The sequence below is a fragment of the Williamsia sterculiae genome, assembly GCF_900156495.1.
GTDB lineage: Bacteria > Actinomycetota > Actinomycetes > Mycobacteriales > Mycobacteriaceae > Williamsia_B > Williamsia_B sterculiae.
Genome location: NZ_FTNT01000010.1, coordinates 158,715 through 173,745 on the forward strand (window position 1 = coordinate 158,715; position 15,031 = coordinate 173,745).

Below are 15,031 nucleotides of genomic sequence, written 5' to 3' on the forward strand. Positions count from 1 at the left end.
CGCTCATCAGCCGAAGAACGGCGGGACGAAGGAACACGGGACCTGTTCGGCGACCTTCGGGTCCAGCGCGTTGAGCACGTGTTGAGCGGCCCGGGGCGAGCCGCAGATGCCGAGGTGATCGCTGAAATCCTGTCCGCAGTTCTCCTGGACCACGATGTTGGTCACCGACTGTCCCGGCAACGGTTCCACCTGACCGCTGGTGTAGGGCCGGACGAATTCGTCGAACCGGGTCGAGATGTTGGTGTACTCGATGCCGTCGACATACGGGGTGCCACCCGAGTTCAGCTTCTCGATGAATTCCGATCCCTTGGTCATCTGTGCGGCCGCCCGACAGGGCAGGATCTTCAACGGGTCGATGCCGAGGCGCAGGTCGACCTGTTTGAGCACTCCCACACCGAAGGCACCCGTGCCCTCCCACAGCGGGGACAACGAGATGTACTTGCGGATGTTGGGCGCCCCGCCGAGGAATTTGGCGTAGTAGTTCGGCACCAACGTTCCCTGCGAGTGCCCGACGACGTCGATCTGCGTGGCGCCGGTGCGATCGAGGACCTTGTCGACGAACTCGCCGAACTCGGCGGCGCTGTCCTCGATGGGCGCCATGCCGCCGAGGGCGTTGATGGGCCAGGGCCGGTGTTTGAGTGCACCGTAGGTGAGGGTGAACACCGAATATCCGTCGTTGAACAGCAACGGGACGTAGGTGCCCCAGTTGGTCTGTCCGCCACCGCCGGTGCCGTGCATGAGGATCACCGGATACGGGTGGTCGGCGTCGAGGGGGTCGTCCCAGCGGTTGGCGCCGGGGAGCGCCCCACCCGGGTTCGCGATCTCCGGAGCGATACCGGAGAAGAAGTTGTAGACGATCTTCTGCTGCTGGGCGAGGGCACTGTCGGCCGCGGCGGGGTTCTCCAACGGCTGATCGGGGGCAAGGTGATCGTGCGAACGTCCGCTGCGCAACATGTTCCCCACCTTCAGGGGCACCGTCATCGCATCACCGAACAGTCGGCTCAAGGTGTTGGTCGACACCGGCCCAGGGTAGTGGAGTCCGGGTATCGGGGCGGTGTCGATTCGGGGTGGGTGGTGAGACCGGTTCGTTCACCTTGCTAACTTCGCCTTTCGATACGCCGAATTCGGAGGACTCTGGGTGAAGTTCAGAACACGTGCCGTGGCCGCGCTCGCCGCCGGCGCCGCCGTCGCAACCGTGACCGGGGCCGTCGCCGCCCCCGCCGACGCCGCCCGCTCGGGGCTGGCCGGACGCGTCGACCGGGCCACGGCCCAGGCCACGGCCCGGGGCGCCCACGTGCAGATCGCCTTCCTCGACCGCGTCACCCGGCAGTACGTCGACAACGGCGCGGTCGCGCACACCGGTGCCGAAACGGCATCGGTGGTCAAGGTCTTCATCGCCGACGACCTCCTGTACCGGCAGTCACGCAAGCAGTTGACGCTTTCCCGCGACGAGAACGCCCGGCTCGGCCTGATGCTGCGGTCCTCCGACGACGCCGCGGCAACGTACTTCTGGGACCGTTACGGCAGGAGCAGTCTCGTCGACCACGTGGTCGCCCGCTATCGGCTGGCCGACACCCGACCGCCGAGCGACGGCGAGTGGTGGGACACCCGTACCAGTGCGGCCGACCTGGTCGGTTATTACGACAAGCTGATGGGCGGCCAGGGCGGGGTGTTCGGGTCCGCGCGACAGACCATCCTGACCAACCTGCGGGCATCGACGTCCACCGGCACGGACGGGTACAACCAACGGTTCGGAGTCCCGCACGCGTTGCCCAGGGTTCCTGTCAAGGGCGTCAAACAGGGCTGGATGATCGCCCACAGCGGCGACTGGGTGCACAACAGCACCGCGATCGTCGATCCCGACGGCCGCTACGCGATCGCCGTCCTGACCACCGAGTCGGCATCGGCGGGTGACGAGCACACCCGGCAGACGATCGACGACGTGGTCCACACCCTCTTCCCGCGCGGGTACGTGCAGGACGACACCCCGTTCGCCATCCCCGCGATCCCCGGACTGCCGACCGTCCAGGGCCTGATCAACGCGGGCACCAACGTGGTCGCCCACGGCGCGCCGAACTGACCGCGAACCGCGACGGGACCGTCAGTCCGGATCAGGCCGCGGGCGTGAGGAATGCCTGCAGCGCCAGGGAGTACATCCGGACGTCCTCCACGCCCATCACCTCGCGAGCGCTGTGCATCGCGAGCTGCGGAGCACCGACGTCCACGGTCGCCAATCCGCTGCGGGTGGCGGTGATCGGCCCGATGGTGGAGCCACACGGCAGGTCGGCCCGGTGCACGTACCGCTGCAGCGGCACACCGGCCTGCGCACAGGCCAACGCGAAGACGGCCTCACCGCGGGCGTCGGAGGCGTAGCGCAGGTTCTGGTTCACCTTGAGGACAGGTCCGCCGTTGATGTCGATCCGGTGGGCCGGTTCGTGCCGGTCGGGCTGGTTGGGGTGGGTGGCGTGCGCCATGTCACCCGAGGCGCACACGCTGCCTGCCACCAGTCGGAGGTACTCGGCGCGGTCCCCTCCCCCCGCCAGCACGATCCGTTCCAGGGTGCTGACGAGGAATTCTGACGCCGCACCGCTGCTCGACCCACTGCCGACCTCCTCGTGGTCGAACAGCGCCAGTACCCGGGTGTGCTCCGCGGTCTCACCGTCGAGCAACGCACGGAGGCCCGCATAGCAGGTGCCCTGGTTGTCCAGGCGACCCACGCTGAGCAGTTCGCGGTTGGCACCCGACAGTGTGGCGGGGTTGATGTCGTGGGTCATCAGTTCCCAGCCGAGTGCCGATCCGGCCGGGAGGTCCGATCGTTCGCAGACCCAGTCGAGGAACGACTGCGGCATGTCTCCGGCGGCCCAGACGGCGTTCAGATGCCGCTGCGGGTCGGGGCTGACACCGCGCCGGTCCTCGGACAGGTGGATGGCCAGCTGCGGCACCCTCAGCACCGGCTCATCGATGCGGACCAGGTGTTGGCGCACGGTCGCGCCGTCCCGCACCGCCACCCGACCGGACACCCCGAGGTCGCGATCGAGCCAGGAGTTCAGCCAGGCGCCGCCGTAGGGTTCCAGGCCGACCATGGACAGTTCCGCCGACCGCAGATCCGGGCGCTGCTTGACCCGGAGGTTGGGACTGTCGGTGTGGCCGCCGACGACACGGAACGCCGCGTCGGCCGCGGTGGCGTCCCAGGCGATGACCGAACCACCGCGGACGACGTAGAACCGACCGGTCGCGGTGTCCCAGCTCGCTCCCTCGTCGAGGTGTCGGTAACCGGCGGCATCCAGGGCAGCCGTGACCGAGGCGCACACGTGATACGGCGACGGTGACGCGTCGACGAAGGCACCGAGCCCGGTTGCGGTCGCGGTGCTCGTCATACCCGTGCCGGTCACGCGGTGGCGAGCACTGCGTCCAGCGCGGAGTAGAAGAGGCCGAGGCCGTCGTCGCTGGGTCCGGTGAGCGCCTCGGTGGCGTGTTCGGGGTGTGGCATCAACCCGACCACGCGGCCGTCCTCACTGCAGATCCCGGCGATGTCGAGCATCGAACCGTTGGGGTTGTCACCGGCGTAGCGGAACACGATGCGACCCTCCCCTTCGAGCTCCTCCAGCTTCTCCGTCGATGCGACGTAGCGCCCCTCACCCGACTTCAGCGGCAACAGGATCTGTGCGCCCTGTTCGAACCGGGTGCTCCACGCCGTCCACGTGGCGTCGACGGTGAGCCACTGGTCGCGGCAGATGAAATGCAGTCCCTCGTTGCGGGTCAGCGCCCCGGGGAGCAGGCCGGCCTCGCAGAGCACCTGGAAACCGTTGCAGATCCCCAGAATCGGGACACCGCGGGCGGCGGCGTCGACCACCGACCCCATCACCGGCGCGAACCGGGCGATGGCCCCGGCACGCAGGTAGTCGCCGTAGGAGAACCCACCGGGTACCACGATCGCATCGACGTCGTGGAGATCGGCGTCGCCGTGCCACAGTGCGACCGGTTCGGCCCCGACCAACCGGACGGCCCGCGCGGCGTCGACGTCGTCGAGCGATCCGGGGAAGGTGATGACCCCGACACGCGCCGTCATGATGCGGGCGCGTCCGCGACCCGGCGCACCGAGTACGTCTCGATCACGGTGTTGGCCAACAGTTCCGCGGCGATGCGCTCCAGAGCGACGTCGTCGACCGAGTCGTCGACCTCGAGTTCGAAGCGTTTCCCCTGGCGCACCTCGCCGACCCCGTCGAATCCCAGACGCCCCAGCGCACCGACGATCGCCTGACCCTGCGGGTCGAGGATCTCGGCCTTGGGCATCACTTCGACCACCACACGTGCCATCAGCGGGCTCCCTCTCAGCCTGGATTTCGCTGCTGACTGTACCGGCCGGGAGCCGCCGAGCGGGCGTCGGGCGGGCGGCACCGAAGCCACCGCGGGTTCAGGCCGCCGAGGTGTCCCGGCCGCCGGTTGCGTTCTCGCGACGGCGGTAGGTGACCGGTTGTAGACCGTGGTGACGGGCCAGATCGATGCAGTCCAACAGGGTGTGCCTGGCCATCGGCGTCTCCAGGTGCTTGGCCGCGATCGACAGTCGCACCACCCCACCGCGACGCGCGGTGCGGGCGACGCTGCGGGTCAGCACCCGACACCACCAGCGCTCGTCGGGGAAGCCGTCGCCGATCCCGAGAACGCGGCCGCGCACGTGGTCACCGCTGCGCAGGTCGTCGATGCCGGTGAAACCGAGGTTGACCCGGAACCCGGCCTGCGGGAGGGCCGCGATGGCACCCGGTGAGGCACTCCAGCGCGGGGCGGCGAAGATACGGGTCCGCAGCCCGGTGGTCTCCAACACCCGATCCGCTGCGGTCAGTCGCAGTCGCGCCTCGTGTTCGCCGATGACCGCGAATTCGGCGCGGCGCCGCTTGGTGGGTGCCTGGTCGTACCCGTGCAGCACGATGGCGTCGGTACCCGACCGACGTTCGCGCAGCCAGGCCACGGTGGTCGCATCGTCGGCGAGCCGGTAGCCGTGCTTCAGTCGCGGCGAGACCAGGAGCGACAGCGGGACGTCGCGCTTGTCCATCGATGCCGCGAACGACACCGCGGCGTCACGGGTGGTGTCCCGGATCCCGGACACCGACACCAACAGTTGACTCGTCACAGGTGGGAGTGTGCGACCCGCAGGTGAGGAGCCGGTTGCGACGACATGGACGGGAGTTGTACTGACCGGACACAGTGGTCGCGACGGCCGCAGCGGCCGGGTGGGAACTACGCGAGCACGTCCTCGATGGCGGCGACCACCTCGGCGGATTCTGGTTCGGTACGCGGACGGAACCGGTTGACCACGGTGCCGTCCCCGTCGATGAGGAACTTCTCGAAGTTCCACTGCACGTCGCCTGCCTCACCGTCGGCGTCGGTCGCCTTGGTCACCTCGGCGTACAGCGGATGCCGCGCGTCGCCGTTGACCTCGGTCTTCTCCAGCAATGGGAAGGTGACGCCATAGGTGGTCGAGCAGAAGGTCTCGATCTCCTCCGCCGTTCCCGGCTCCTGACCCATGAACTGGTTGCACGGCACCCCCACGACGGTCAGACCGCGGCCGGAGTACCGCTCGGCGAGCGCCTCCAGACCGGCGTACTGCGGGGTCAACCCGCATCTGCTCGCCACGTTGACCAGCAGGATCGGTCCGGGGAAGGCGGCGAGCGTCGTGTCGTCGCCTCCGAGGGTGCGGAGCGGAATCGTCGTCAGGTCGGCCATGACCGCCAGCGTAGCCACGCGACGCCGGAGTCCGGTCCGACCTCCCGTCGTGTGTCCCAGCCCACAGTCGTCGACGCTTCCGCAATAGTTGCATCGGGTTTACCTTTGACCGGTGACAAGTACTCTGCGCGCCGACGACGAGGTCACGTCGTCACCCGAGGCGAGTGCCGACGACACCTACCGGTTGATGCACGAATTCCTCACCCGGTTGATGTGCTCGAGTGACGTGGAGACCCTTGACAACCTCCTGGAGACGGAACTGACCGTCTCGCAGTTCAAGGCGATGGCCATCCTCACCGGCAAGGGCCGCCCGGTTCCGCTCAACGAGCTGGCCGACGCATTGCACTTGTCCCTGGCCGCCACCGGGCGCACCATCGACAAGCTGGTCATCGCCGGTTTCGTCGACCGTCGCGAAGACGAACACGATCGCCGCATCAAACGGATCTCGCTCACCGAGCAGGGTCGAAAAGAGGTTGCTCAGCACATCGACAAGAAGGACGATCAACTGCGTGATCTCGTGACACGACTACCGGTGGAGCTGCGTACTCGGTTCCACGACGTGCTGGCCTCGGTGCTCGACGGTGAGTTTCTCCCGTTTCCCGGGTCTGCCCTTGCAGAATCCCTGATCAAGAAAGCGAACCATGACTGAACCCTCTTCGGCCGCGCCACCGGCCGACAACAAGCTCGACGCGGGAGTCATCAAGATCGCGGTGGTCGTCGTCCTCGGCGCGATCATGTCGATCCTCGACACCACCGTCGTCGCGGTGGCCCAGAACACCTTCCAGACCGTGTTCCACACCTCGGCGTCCGGCGCCGCGTGGACCGCCACCGGATACACCCTCGCGCTGGCCGCCGTCATCCCGTTGTCGAGTTGGGCGGCTGCCCGATTCGGCACCAAGAAGGTCTACCTGACGTCGCTCGTGTTGTTCGTCCTCGGCTCGGTGCTGTGTGCCTTCGCCTGGAACATCGGGTCGCTGGTCGCCTTCCGGATGTTGCAGGGTGCCGGTGGCGGCATGTTGATGCCGGTCGGCATGATGATCCTCACCCGGGCCGCCGGTCCGGAACGTGTCGGCTCGGTGATGGCCGTGCTCGGTGTCCCGATGCTGCTCGGGCCGATCATGGGCCCCATTCTGGGTGGCGTCCTGATCGAGTACGTCTCCTGGCACTGGATCTTCCTCATCAACGTGCCGATCGGTGTGCTGGCCTTCTTCTACGCCGCCTACGTCCTGGACAACGACGACGAGACGAGCCGCCCACCGTTCGACTTCATCGGACTGCTACTGCTGTCACCAGGTCTGGCCGTGTTCCTGTTCGGCGTGTCCTCGAGCAACGATGCCGGCACCTTCCTGGCCGCCAAGGTGCTCATCCCGATGGTCATCGGTGCGCTGTTGATCATCGCGTTCATCGCGCACGCGCTGCGCAAGGGCAACCACAACCCACTCATCGACCTGCGGCTGTTCCGCAACAAGACGCTGAGCTGGACCGTGGTCACCTTCAGCCTGTTCCTCATCGCATTCTTCGGCGCCTCACTACTGTTCCCGCAGTACTTCATCGGAGTGCGTGGCGAGTCGACCTTGATGGCGGGTCTGCTGGTCGCACCGCAGGGTCTGGGCGCGATGATCACCATGCCGGTTGCCGGACGGATGACCGACAAGATCGGCCCGGGCAAATTCGTGCTCGCCGGCATCGTCCTGATCGCGATCGGGATGGGTGTCTTCATGTTCCTGGGTGCCGGGACGTCGTACTGGCTGCTGGGCGCGGCACTCTTCGTGCAGGGTCTGGGTATGGGCATGTCGATGATGCCGATGATGTCCGCCGCATTGGCAACGCTGTCGGCCGACAAGGTCGCCGACGGTTCGACATTGGTGAACGTGGTCCAGCAGACCGCGGCGTCGATCGGCACCGCCATCATCTCCGTGATCCTGGCCAGCAACCTCAAGTCGATCGGCCTGCCCCCGACCGCCGACAAGATGGCGGGCGCATTCGGTGACACGTTCATCGTCGCGGTGGTGCTGATCGTGGTCTGCCTGGCGCCTGCGTTCTTCCTGCCGCGGAAGAAGGTGTCGGTGCACACCGACGCCGACGGCGAGCCCGCCGCCCCGGTGATGATGCACTGACGGCACCTCGACCAGGATGCGGAACGACCCGGCAGGTTCACCTGTCGGGTCGTTCCGCGTCGAGACGTCGAGTGGGCCGTCGTTCACGTCGAGCGGGCCGCAACTAGCGTCGAGCGGGCCGTAGTCGACGCCGAGCGGGCCGTCGTCTTCACCCGGCCCGTGGAACCGCCGAGCACATGCGCGCGTCTCACGACCATGACAGCTCGACAACGGCCGTTCACCGCTGACGCCGCCTTCTGTTCGTCACGTGGACTGTCACCCAGTGCGCTGGGACGCGATTATCGACGGTTGCATCGCGGCATCTATGTGGAACCGCATTCATCGATGTCGGAGTTCGATCGCATCTATGCGGCCTGGCTCCGCGCCGGTCCCGATGCCGTGGTCGCGGGGATGAGTGCTGCCATCCTGCACGGCGTGCAGTACTTCGATCGCGACGCCGACGTCGAACTGATCCGCCCTGCAACAGGACAGGGGCGGCGACGCAACGAGGTGCGCATCATACGCACGTGTCTCGAGCCCGCCGATGTCCAGACCATCCGCGGGATTCCGGTGACCACTCCCATCAGGACGGCCTATGACATCGGCCGCCGACCGCCGGAGTGGCGAGCACTGGGAAGGCTCGACGACCTCGTGCGCACCACGGGTATCGACCTCGTCGAGCTGTGGGCGTACATCCGCGACCGCCCGCGACGGCGAGGGATATGGCAGATCCGCGAACTGATCAAGCACATCGATCCCGCATCCGAGTCTCCGGGCGAGAGTTGGCTACGCCACGTGATGATCACCCGCGGGCTACCCAGACCTCAGACACAGATCGTCGTACAAGGGGTGACCGGTGTCGTCATCGCGCGTCTCGACTTCGGTTACCGCAGGTACAAACTCGGCATCGAATTCGACGGCGTCGACTTCCACACCGCCGAGCATCAACGAGCCGCTGACGGAACTCGCGACGAACAGCTCGGTCAGGTCGGTTGGCGCGTCGTGCGAGTGGTGGGTGCGCGTCTGGCCGCCGAGCCCGGAGCGGTCATCGAGGGGATTGCGGAAGCGCTGAGACAACGCGGGTGGGAGCCCGACCACTGATCTGCAGTCGACGACGGCACCCGAGGCACGGATCTCGGCACGTTCGATCCCGACAACGGCCCACTCGACGTCAACAACGGCACGCTCGACGCTGGTTACGGCCCGCTCGACGTGAACGAGGGCCCACTCGACGTCAGGGGTGTACCGCGCCGGTCTGCCGCAGGATCCAGGCGTCCTCGAAGGCGACTTCTTCCCACTGCTTGTAGCGTCCGCTGACCCCGCCGTGGCCGGCCTGCATCTCCGTCTTCAGCAGAATCGGTGCTTCACCGGTGGTTCTCTCCTGCAGCCGGGCAACCCATTTCGCCGCTTCTGTGTACAGCACTCGGGTGTCGTTGAGCGACGTGATGGCGAGAATCGCCGGATAGTCCTTCTCCCCGACGTTCTCGTACGGAGAGTACGACTTCATGTACTCGTACACCTCGGCGTCGGCCAACGGATTGCCCCACTCGTCCCACTCGATCACGGTGAGCGGTAACGACGGGTCCAGGATCGACGTCAACGGGTCCACGAACGGCACCGCGGCCACGATCCCGTTGAACAACTCCGGGGCGAGGTTGACCACCGCGCCGATCAACAACCCGCCCGCCGAACCGCCCATGCCGACCTGCTGCTGCGGGGTCGTCCACCCAGCGTCCACCAGATACCGTGCGGAGTCCACGAAGTCGGTGAAGGTGTTCTTCTTGGTCAGCGTCTTGCCGTTGTCGTACCAGTGCCTGCCCATCTCGCCACCGCCACGGATATGGGTGATCACGAACACCACCCCGCGGTCGAGCATCGACAAACGCGACACCGAGAACGACGGATCCATACTCGCCTCGTACGACCCGTACCCGTAAAGCAGCAACGGTGCGGGGCGCTGGACGTCGCGACGACGCACGATCGACAGCGGAATCCGGGTGCCGTCCTGCGCCACCGCCCATTCCCGGTGTGCCTCGTACTGCGCGGGGTCGTACCCACCGAGCACCGGCTGTCGCTTCAACAGGATCCGCTCCCCGGTGGGGACGTCGAGTTCCAACAGTTCGGTGGGGTCGACGAAGCTGGTGTAGCCGATCCGCAGCCGTGGCGCCGACCACTCCGGGTTCGCCGCGAGCCCCACCGAGCACAACTCCTGATCGAACTCGACCTCGTCGAACACCACGTCCCGCTTGCTGAGATCGGCTATCGCTATCCGCGGCAGAGCGTCTCGACGATAGCTGAGGACCAGCTGGTCGGCGAAGGCATCGATGTCCTCGATCCGGATGGCCGAATCGTGTTCGACCAACACCTCACCGCCAGACGGGTCGTCGACCGGCGCCACCGTGACCGCGAAGTTCTCGGCGTTCTCGTTGTGCAGGATGAGGAACTTGTCCGCACCGTTGATCACCGCGTGTTCGACACCGTATTCCACGCCCTCGCGACGCGGCAGCACCACCCGGAACTCGCCGGTCGGGTCGTCGGCCTCCAGCACCAACACCTCGGAGGTGATCTTGGAGCCCAGCGTGATCATCAGATACTTGTCACTGCGGGTACCACCCACCCCGACCCAGAAACGGTCGTCGGGCTCGTGGAACACCGTGGCATCGGGTGTTCCCGCACCGAGGTCGTGGCGCCAGACGGTGTCGGGTCGCCACGACGCGTCGACGGTCTGGTAGAACACGTGCTCACCGTCGGCCGACCACGTCGCCCCTGGAGCGGTGTCGCTGACCACGTCGTCGAGCAGGTCACCGGTGCGCAGGTCCTTGAACCGCAACGTGTACCGCTCGTTGCCGGTGGTGTCGACGCTGTAGGCCAGCAGATTTCCGTCGTCGCTGACCGAGAACGCGCCCAGGCTGAAGAAATCGAACCCCTCCGCCTCGACATTGGCGTCGAGGAGGATCTGCTCGCCCACCACCGCCGAACCCGGCTCGACGGCCGGCGGGGTCCAGTCGTCCAGACCCTTGATCGGGCACCGGCAACGCACCGCGTACTGCTGCCCGGTGACCGTGCGCGAGTAGTACCACCAGTCACCGCGACGACTCGGGACCGACATGTCGGTCTCCTGGGTCCGCGACTTGATCTCGTCGAACAGCTGGCCGCGCAGCTCGGCCAGGCCCGACGTGTGATGTTCGGTGAACGCGTTCTGTTGTTCGAGGTAGTCGATGACCTCGGGGTCGTCCTTGTCGCGCAACCATTCGTACTCGTCGACGACGGTGTCGCCGTGATGGGTGCGAGTGATGTCGACCTTCTTCGCCACCGGGGCGTCGGACCGCGACGGTGCTGTGCTGCTCACTGTTCTCCTCCCGGCCACTCCGCGAAGGAGAGGCCCGAAATGCGTTCATAGGCTTCTACGTAACGTTCACGCGTGCGTTCGGCGACGTCGTCGGGCAACGGGGGCGGCGACTCGGTGCCCGTCCGATCCCACCCGGAATCGTCTCCGGTCAACCAGTTACGAACGATCTGCTTGTCGAAACTGGGTTGCACACGCCCGGCGGCCCACGTGTCGGCGGCCCAATATCGCGACGAGTCCGGCGTCAACACCTCGTCGGCGAGGACCAGTCCCCCGTCCGAACCGATCCCGAACTCGAACTTGGTGTCGGCGAGGATGATCCCCCGACCGCGCGCCAGATCTGCACCGCGGCCGTAGATGTCGAGGGTGGCGTCCCGCAGCTGCGCGGCACGCTCGGCGCCGACCGTCTCCACCACCTGCGCAAAGGAGATGTTCTCGTCGTGATGGCCGAGGTCGGCCTTGGCCGCTGGGGTGAACAGGATCTCCGGCAGCCGGCTCGACTCGTCCAGACCGGGTGGCAGCGAAATACCGCATACGCTGCCCTCGGCGCGGTAGTCGAGCAGACCCGACCCCGTCAGATAACCCCTGGCGACACATTCGATGGGGAGCATGTCCAACTTGCGCACCACCATCGACCGGCCGAGCACCGCCGCGGGGATCCGATCGTCGGTGGGACCGCCGACGAGGTGATTCTCCAGCCCCAGCGCATCGAACCAGAAGAACGACATCGCGGTCAGGACTCGTCCCTTGTCGGGGATCGGGGTGCGCAGGATGTGGTCGAAGGCAGAGATCCGATCCGAGGAGACCATCAACAGGGTCTCGTCATCGATCGCATACAGCTCCCGGACCTTGCCCGAGGCGAGGTGCGGGTACGACTCCAGTTCCGGGCGCATCCTCTCAGGCTAGTGCCCGGCACCAGCGAGCCCACGCCCGCGCTCACTACAGTGGAGCGGGTGGACACTGCTACCGGCGACCGACCACGGGTAACCATCACCTATTGCACGTTGTGCAACTGGTTGCTGCGGGCGCAATGGATGGCGGCCGAGCTGCTGAACACCTTCGGCACCGAACTCGGCGAGGTCGCCCTGCGACCGGGTACCGGTGGCGTCTTCGTCGTCGAGGTGACCTCGGCCGATCGAAAGGAATCCCATCGCGTGTGGGACCGTAAGCGTGACAGCGGCTTCCCCGACATCGTCACCCTCAAGCGATTGGTCCGCGACGTGGCCGCCCCGGACCGCGACCTCGGCCACGGTGAAGCTACCCGCATCCCCATCCGCCAACCCCACCGGAGAGGCATCCTCATGACCCGACATCATCCCGCGGCCCGCGACCTGCTCATCGACGCCTTCGGACGGGTGCAGGAACTGGTGGTCGACATCACCGATGGCTTGTCTCGCGGCGAGGCGACCTACCGCCCCGATCCCGAGGCCAACACCATCGCCTGGTTGTTGTGGCACCTCAGCCGGGTGCAGGACGACCACGTGGCGGGACTGGCGGAGGCCGAGCAGGCCTGGCCGCAGTGGCGGGACCGGTTCGCATTGCCGTTCGACGACTGGGCCACCGGTTACGCGCAGAGCGCCGCCGAGGTGGGGCAGGTCGACGTCGAACCACATCTGCTCCGCGAGTACCACGATGCCGTCCACACCAAGACCCTCGAATACCTGAACCGGGTGACCGACGAGGAGCTCGAGCGGGTGGTGGACGACAACTGGGATCCGCCGGTGACAGCCGGGGTGCGCTTGGTCAGCGTCATCAACGACGCCGACCAACACCTCGGGCAGGCGGCCTACGTCGCTGGTATGGCCTCGCGCGCGGGCGTGTCCTGACCGACGGCATGCCCACCGACCTGCTGTGCGAGTACCGATTCGAGGTGGTCTCGCTGCTGGTGTCCCCGCGGCACGCGTACTTCGGACGGGCCAAGGACGGGCCGCCCGACGACGCCGAGACCCACGCTCCCGATCGGGTGGAGGTCGTGGCCGACAAAGGTATTCGCGGTGACCGGTTCTTCGGCGTCCGGGCGCACACCGAGGCGGCGGTGACGTTTCTCGCCCTGGAGGCGTGGGAGGCCACCGGGACCCGTGCCGACCCCGTGGTCGCCCGACGCAATGTGATGGTGCGCGGGTTGGAGCTCGACCCGTTGCGCGGTCGCGAGTTCGAGATCGAGACGGCCGTCGACCTCCGGACGGATGGGCCCGATGCGGTGCGGTTCGTGGGCGGGCGGCCGGCCCACCCGTGTTCGTGGATGGACACGACGGCAGGCGACGGCACCCGCAAGGCGCTGATCGGTCGCGGCGGGTTGCGCACCAGACCTCTCACGTCGGGTGTGCTGCACGTGGGCCCGGCGATCATCCGCTGCGACGTCGAGCTCGACGCGACGCGAGCGGCCGATCAGGTACGGCGGGCTCAACCCCTCGCCGATCGCTGAGCCCGCGACTCAGAGAATCGGTGCCGGAACGTACGCGGCGGCGGCGGGGTACCGGTCGACCACCGTCTGCACCGCGGCGATCACCTCGGCCACCTGCTCGCCCGCGGCACCGGTGAACGCGGACGGATCAGCCAGCAAGGCGGCGAGCTGGTCGCGATCCAGGGGCAGCCGCGGGTCGGCCGCCAACCGGTCGAGCAGATCGGGCGCTCTCCCCTGTTCGCGCATGGCCAGCGCCACCGCGACGGCGTTCTCCTTGATGGCCTCGTGGGCGGTCTCCCTGCCGACACCCGCCCGTACCGCTGCGATCAGCACCTTGGTGGTGGCGAGGAACGGCAGGTAGCGGTCCAGCTCGTTGGCGATGACCGCCGGATAGGCACCGAACTCGGCGAGCACGGTCAGGAACGTCTCCATCAGACCATCGATGGCGAAGAAGGCGTCGGGCAGCGCGACACGGCGCACCACCGAACAGAACACGTCACCCTCGTTCCACTGGGCGCCCGCGAGTTCGGCCGCCATCGAGGCGTAGCCGCGCAGCACCACCTGCAGACCGTTCACGCGCTCGCAACTGCGGGTGTTCATCTTGTGCGGCATCGCCGACGAACCGACCTGTCCCGGCGCGAATCCCTCGGTGACCAGCTCGTGACCCGCCATCAGGCGGATGGTGTGGGCCAGTGACGACGGACCGGCACCCACCTGCACCAGCGCCGAGAGCACATCGTGATCCAGCGACCGCGGGTAGACCTGCCCGACCGACGAGAACACGTGGGCGAAGCCGAGGTGTTCGGCGATACGGGTCTCCAACGCGGACAGCTTGTCCGCGTCGCCGTCGAGTAGGTCGAGCATGTCCTGCGCGGTACCCATCGGGCCCTTCACCCCACGTAACGGGTAGCGGTCGATCAGCTCCTGTACCCGATCGAGGGCGACCAGCAGTTCGTTGGCCGCGGATGCGAAGCGCTTGCCCAACGTGGTGGCCTGTGCGGCGACGTTGTGTGACCGGCCCGCCATGGCGACCGCGGAATACTGTGCGGCCCGGTCGGCGAGCCGGGCGAGCATCGCGACACCGTGGCCGTGTACGTGCTGCAGCGAGCGCAGGATCTGCAACTGCTCCACGTTCTCGGTCAGGTCGCGACTGGTCATCCCCTTGTGGATGTGTTCGTGGCCCGCCAGCGCGTTGAACTCCTCGATCCGCGCCTTGACGTCGTGCCGGGTGACCCGTTCGCGTTCGGCGATGGAGGCGAGGTCGATCCGGTCGAGCACGCGCTGGTAGTCGTCGATCACTCCGTCGGGCACGTCCACGCCGAGTTCCCGCTGGGCGGTGAGGACCGCAATCCACAGCTGCCGTTCCAGGACGATCTTGTGCTCGGGCGACCAGAGCCGCACCAATTCCACCGAGGCGTACCGATTCGCGAGGACGTCGCCGATCACCGGCTTGCTGTCAGACAC

General features: G+C 67.1%; 15 protein-coding genes. 6 read left to right on the top strand and 9 right to left on the bottom strand.

Translation table 11 applies throughout. The features are described from left to right. Positions 1-6 precede the first annotated feature (6 nt). On the bottom strand, positions 7-1,020 hold the full coding sequence (locus BW971_RS16155; protein WP_234974433.1) for an esterase/lipase family protein: 1,014 nt from the start codon (positions 1,018-1,020) through the stop codon (positions 7-9). 118 nt (positions 1,021-1,138) lie between these two features. Between BW971_RS16155 and BW971_RS21540 the strand changes: the two genes are divergently transcribed. Beyond that, complete coding sequence (locus BW971_RS21540) at positions 1,139-2,080, top strand: serine hydrolase (protein ID WP_159441875.1); 942 nt, start codon at positions 1,139-1,141, stop codon at positions 2,078-2,080. A 31-nt stretch (positions 2,081-2,111) separates the two neighbouring features. Here BW971_RS21540 and BW971_RS16165 read toward each other — a convergent pair whose 3' ends face one another. From BW971_RS16165 to BW971_RS16185, 5 genes are all read right to left on the bottom strand, one after another. Next, on the bottom strand, positions 2,112-3,377 hold the full coding sequence (locus tag BW971_RS16165) for a M18 family aminopeptidase (protein ID WP_200799455.1): 1,266 nt from the start codon (positions 3,375-3,377) through the stop codon (positions 2,112-2,114). 11 nt (positions 3,378-3,388) lie between these two features. Next, a complete protein-coding gene (purQ, locus tag BW971_RS16170) occupies positions 3,389-4,069 on the bottom strand; it encodes a phosphoribosylformylglycinamidine synthase subunit PurQ (protein ID WP_076481578.1) in 681 nt (226 codons plus the stop codon). Next, positions 4,066-4,317: a phosphoribosylformylglycinamidine synthase subunit PurS gene (gene purS / locus BW971_RS16175; protein WP_076481580.1), complete on the bottom strand. Its 252-nt coding sequence runs from the start codon at positions 4,315-4,317 to the stop codon at positions 4,066-4,068. Before purS ends, purQ begins: the two co-directional genes overlap by 4 nt. Positions 4,318-4,414: 97 nt before the next feature. Next, the gene (locus BW971_RS16180) at positions 4,415-5,128 is read right to left on the bottom strand and encodes a DUF2334 domain-containing protein (RefSeq protein WP_076481583.1); all 714 of its coding nucleotides are present in this window, start codon (positions 5,126-5,128) and stop codon (positions 4,415-4,417) included. Between the two features lie 107 nt (positions 5,129-5,235). Then, on the bottom strand, positions 5,236-5,721 hold the full coding sequence (locus BW971_RS16185) for a glutathione peroxidase (protein ID WP_076481586.1): 486 nt from the start codon (positions 5,719-5,721) through the stop codon (positions 5,236-5,238). Between the two features lie 112 nt (positions 5,722-5,833). On the opposite strand from BW971_RS16185, the gene BW971_RS16190 reads away from it, so the two are divergent. The 3 genes from BW971_RS16190 (at position 5,834) to BW971_RS16200 (ending at position 8,918) form a co-directional block, all read left to right on the top strand. Continuing rightward, the gene (locus BW971_RS16190; RefSeq protein ID WP_234974434.1) at positions 5,834-6,370 is read left to right on the top strand and encodes a MarR family winged helix-turn-helix transcriptional regulator; all 537 of its coding nucleotides are present in this window, start codon (positions 5,834-5,836) and stop codon (positions 6,368-6,370) included. After that, a complete protein-coding gene (locus BW971_RS16195; protein ID WP_076481588.1) occupies positions 6,363-7,838 on the top strand; it encodes a DHA2 family efflux MFS transporter permease subunit in 1,476 nt (491 codons plus the stop codon). The genes BW971_RS16190 and BW971_RS16195 overlap by 8 nt, the downstream gene beginning before the upstream one ends. Before the next feature lie 195 nt (positions 7,839-8,033). Continuing rightward, complete coding sequence (locus tag BW971_RS16200) at positions 8,034-8,918, top strand: DUF559 domain-containing protein (protein ID WP_076481747.1); 885 nt, start codon at positions 8,034-8,036, stop codon at positions 8,916-8,918. A gap of 133 nt (positions 8,919-9,051) precedes the next feature. Here the strand turns inward: BW971_RS16200 and BW971_RS16205 are convergent, their stop codons facing one another. Then, the gene (locus BW971_RS16205; RefSeq protein WP_076481590.1) at positions 9,052-11,166 is read right to left on the bottom strand and encodes a S9 family peptidase; all 2,115 of its coding nucleotides are present in this window, start codon (positions 11,164-11,166) and stop codon (positions 9,052-9,054) included. After that, positions 11,163-12,056 (bottom strand): phosphoribosylaminoimidazolesuccinocarboxamide synthase, encoded by an 894-nt coding sequence (locus tag BW971_RS16210; protein WP_076481593.1) that lies wholly within the window; start codon positions 12,054-12,056, stop codon positions 11,163-11,165. Before BW971_RS16210 ends, BW971_RS16205 begins: the two co-directional genes overlap by 4 nt. Before the next feature lie 60 nt (positions 12,057-12,116). Here BW971_RS16210 and BW971_RS22170 point away from each other — a divergent pair, with 60 nt between their 5' ends. Next, complete coding sequence (locus tag BW971_RS22170; protein WP_159441876.1) at positions 12,117-12,989, top strand: mycothiol transferase; 873 nt, start codon at positions 12,117-12,119, stop codon at positions 12,987-12,989. Between the two features lie 8 nt (positions 12,990-12,997). Continuing rightward, complete coding sequence (locus tag BW971_RS16225) at positions 12,998-13,588, top strand: molybdenum cofactor biosysynthesis protein (RefSeq protein WP_076481595.1); 591 nt, start codon at positions 12,998-13,000, stop codon at positions 13,586-13,588. 9 nt (positions 13,589-13,597) lie between these two features. Here BW971_RS16225 and purB read toward each other — a convergent pair whose 3' ends face one another. After that, complete coding sequence (gene purB, locus BW971_RS16230) at positions 13,598-15,031, bottom strand: adenylosuccinate lyase (RefSeq protein ID WP_076481597.1); 1,434 nt, start codon at positions 15,029-15,031, stop codon at positions 13,598-13,600.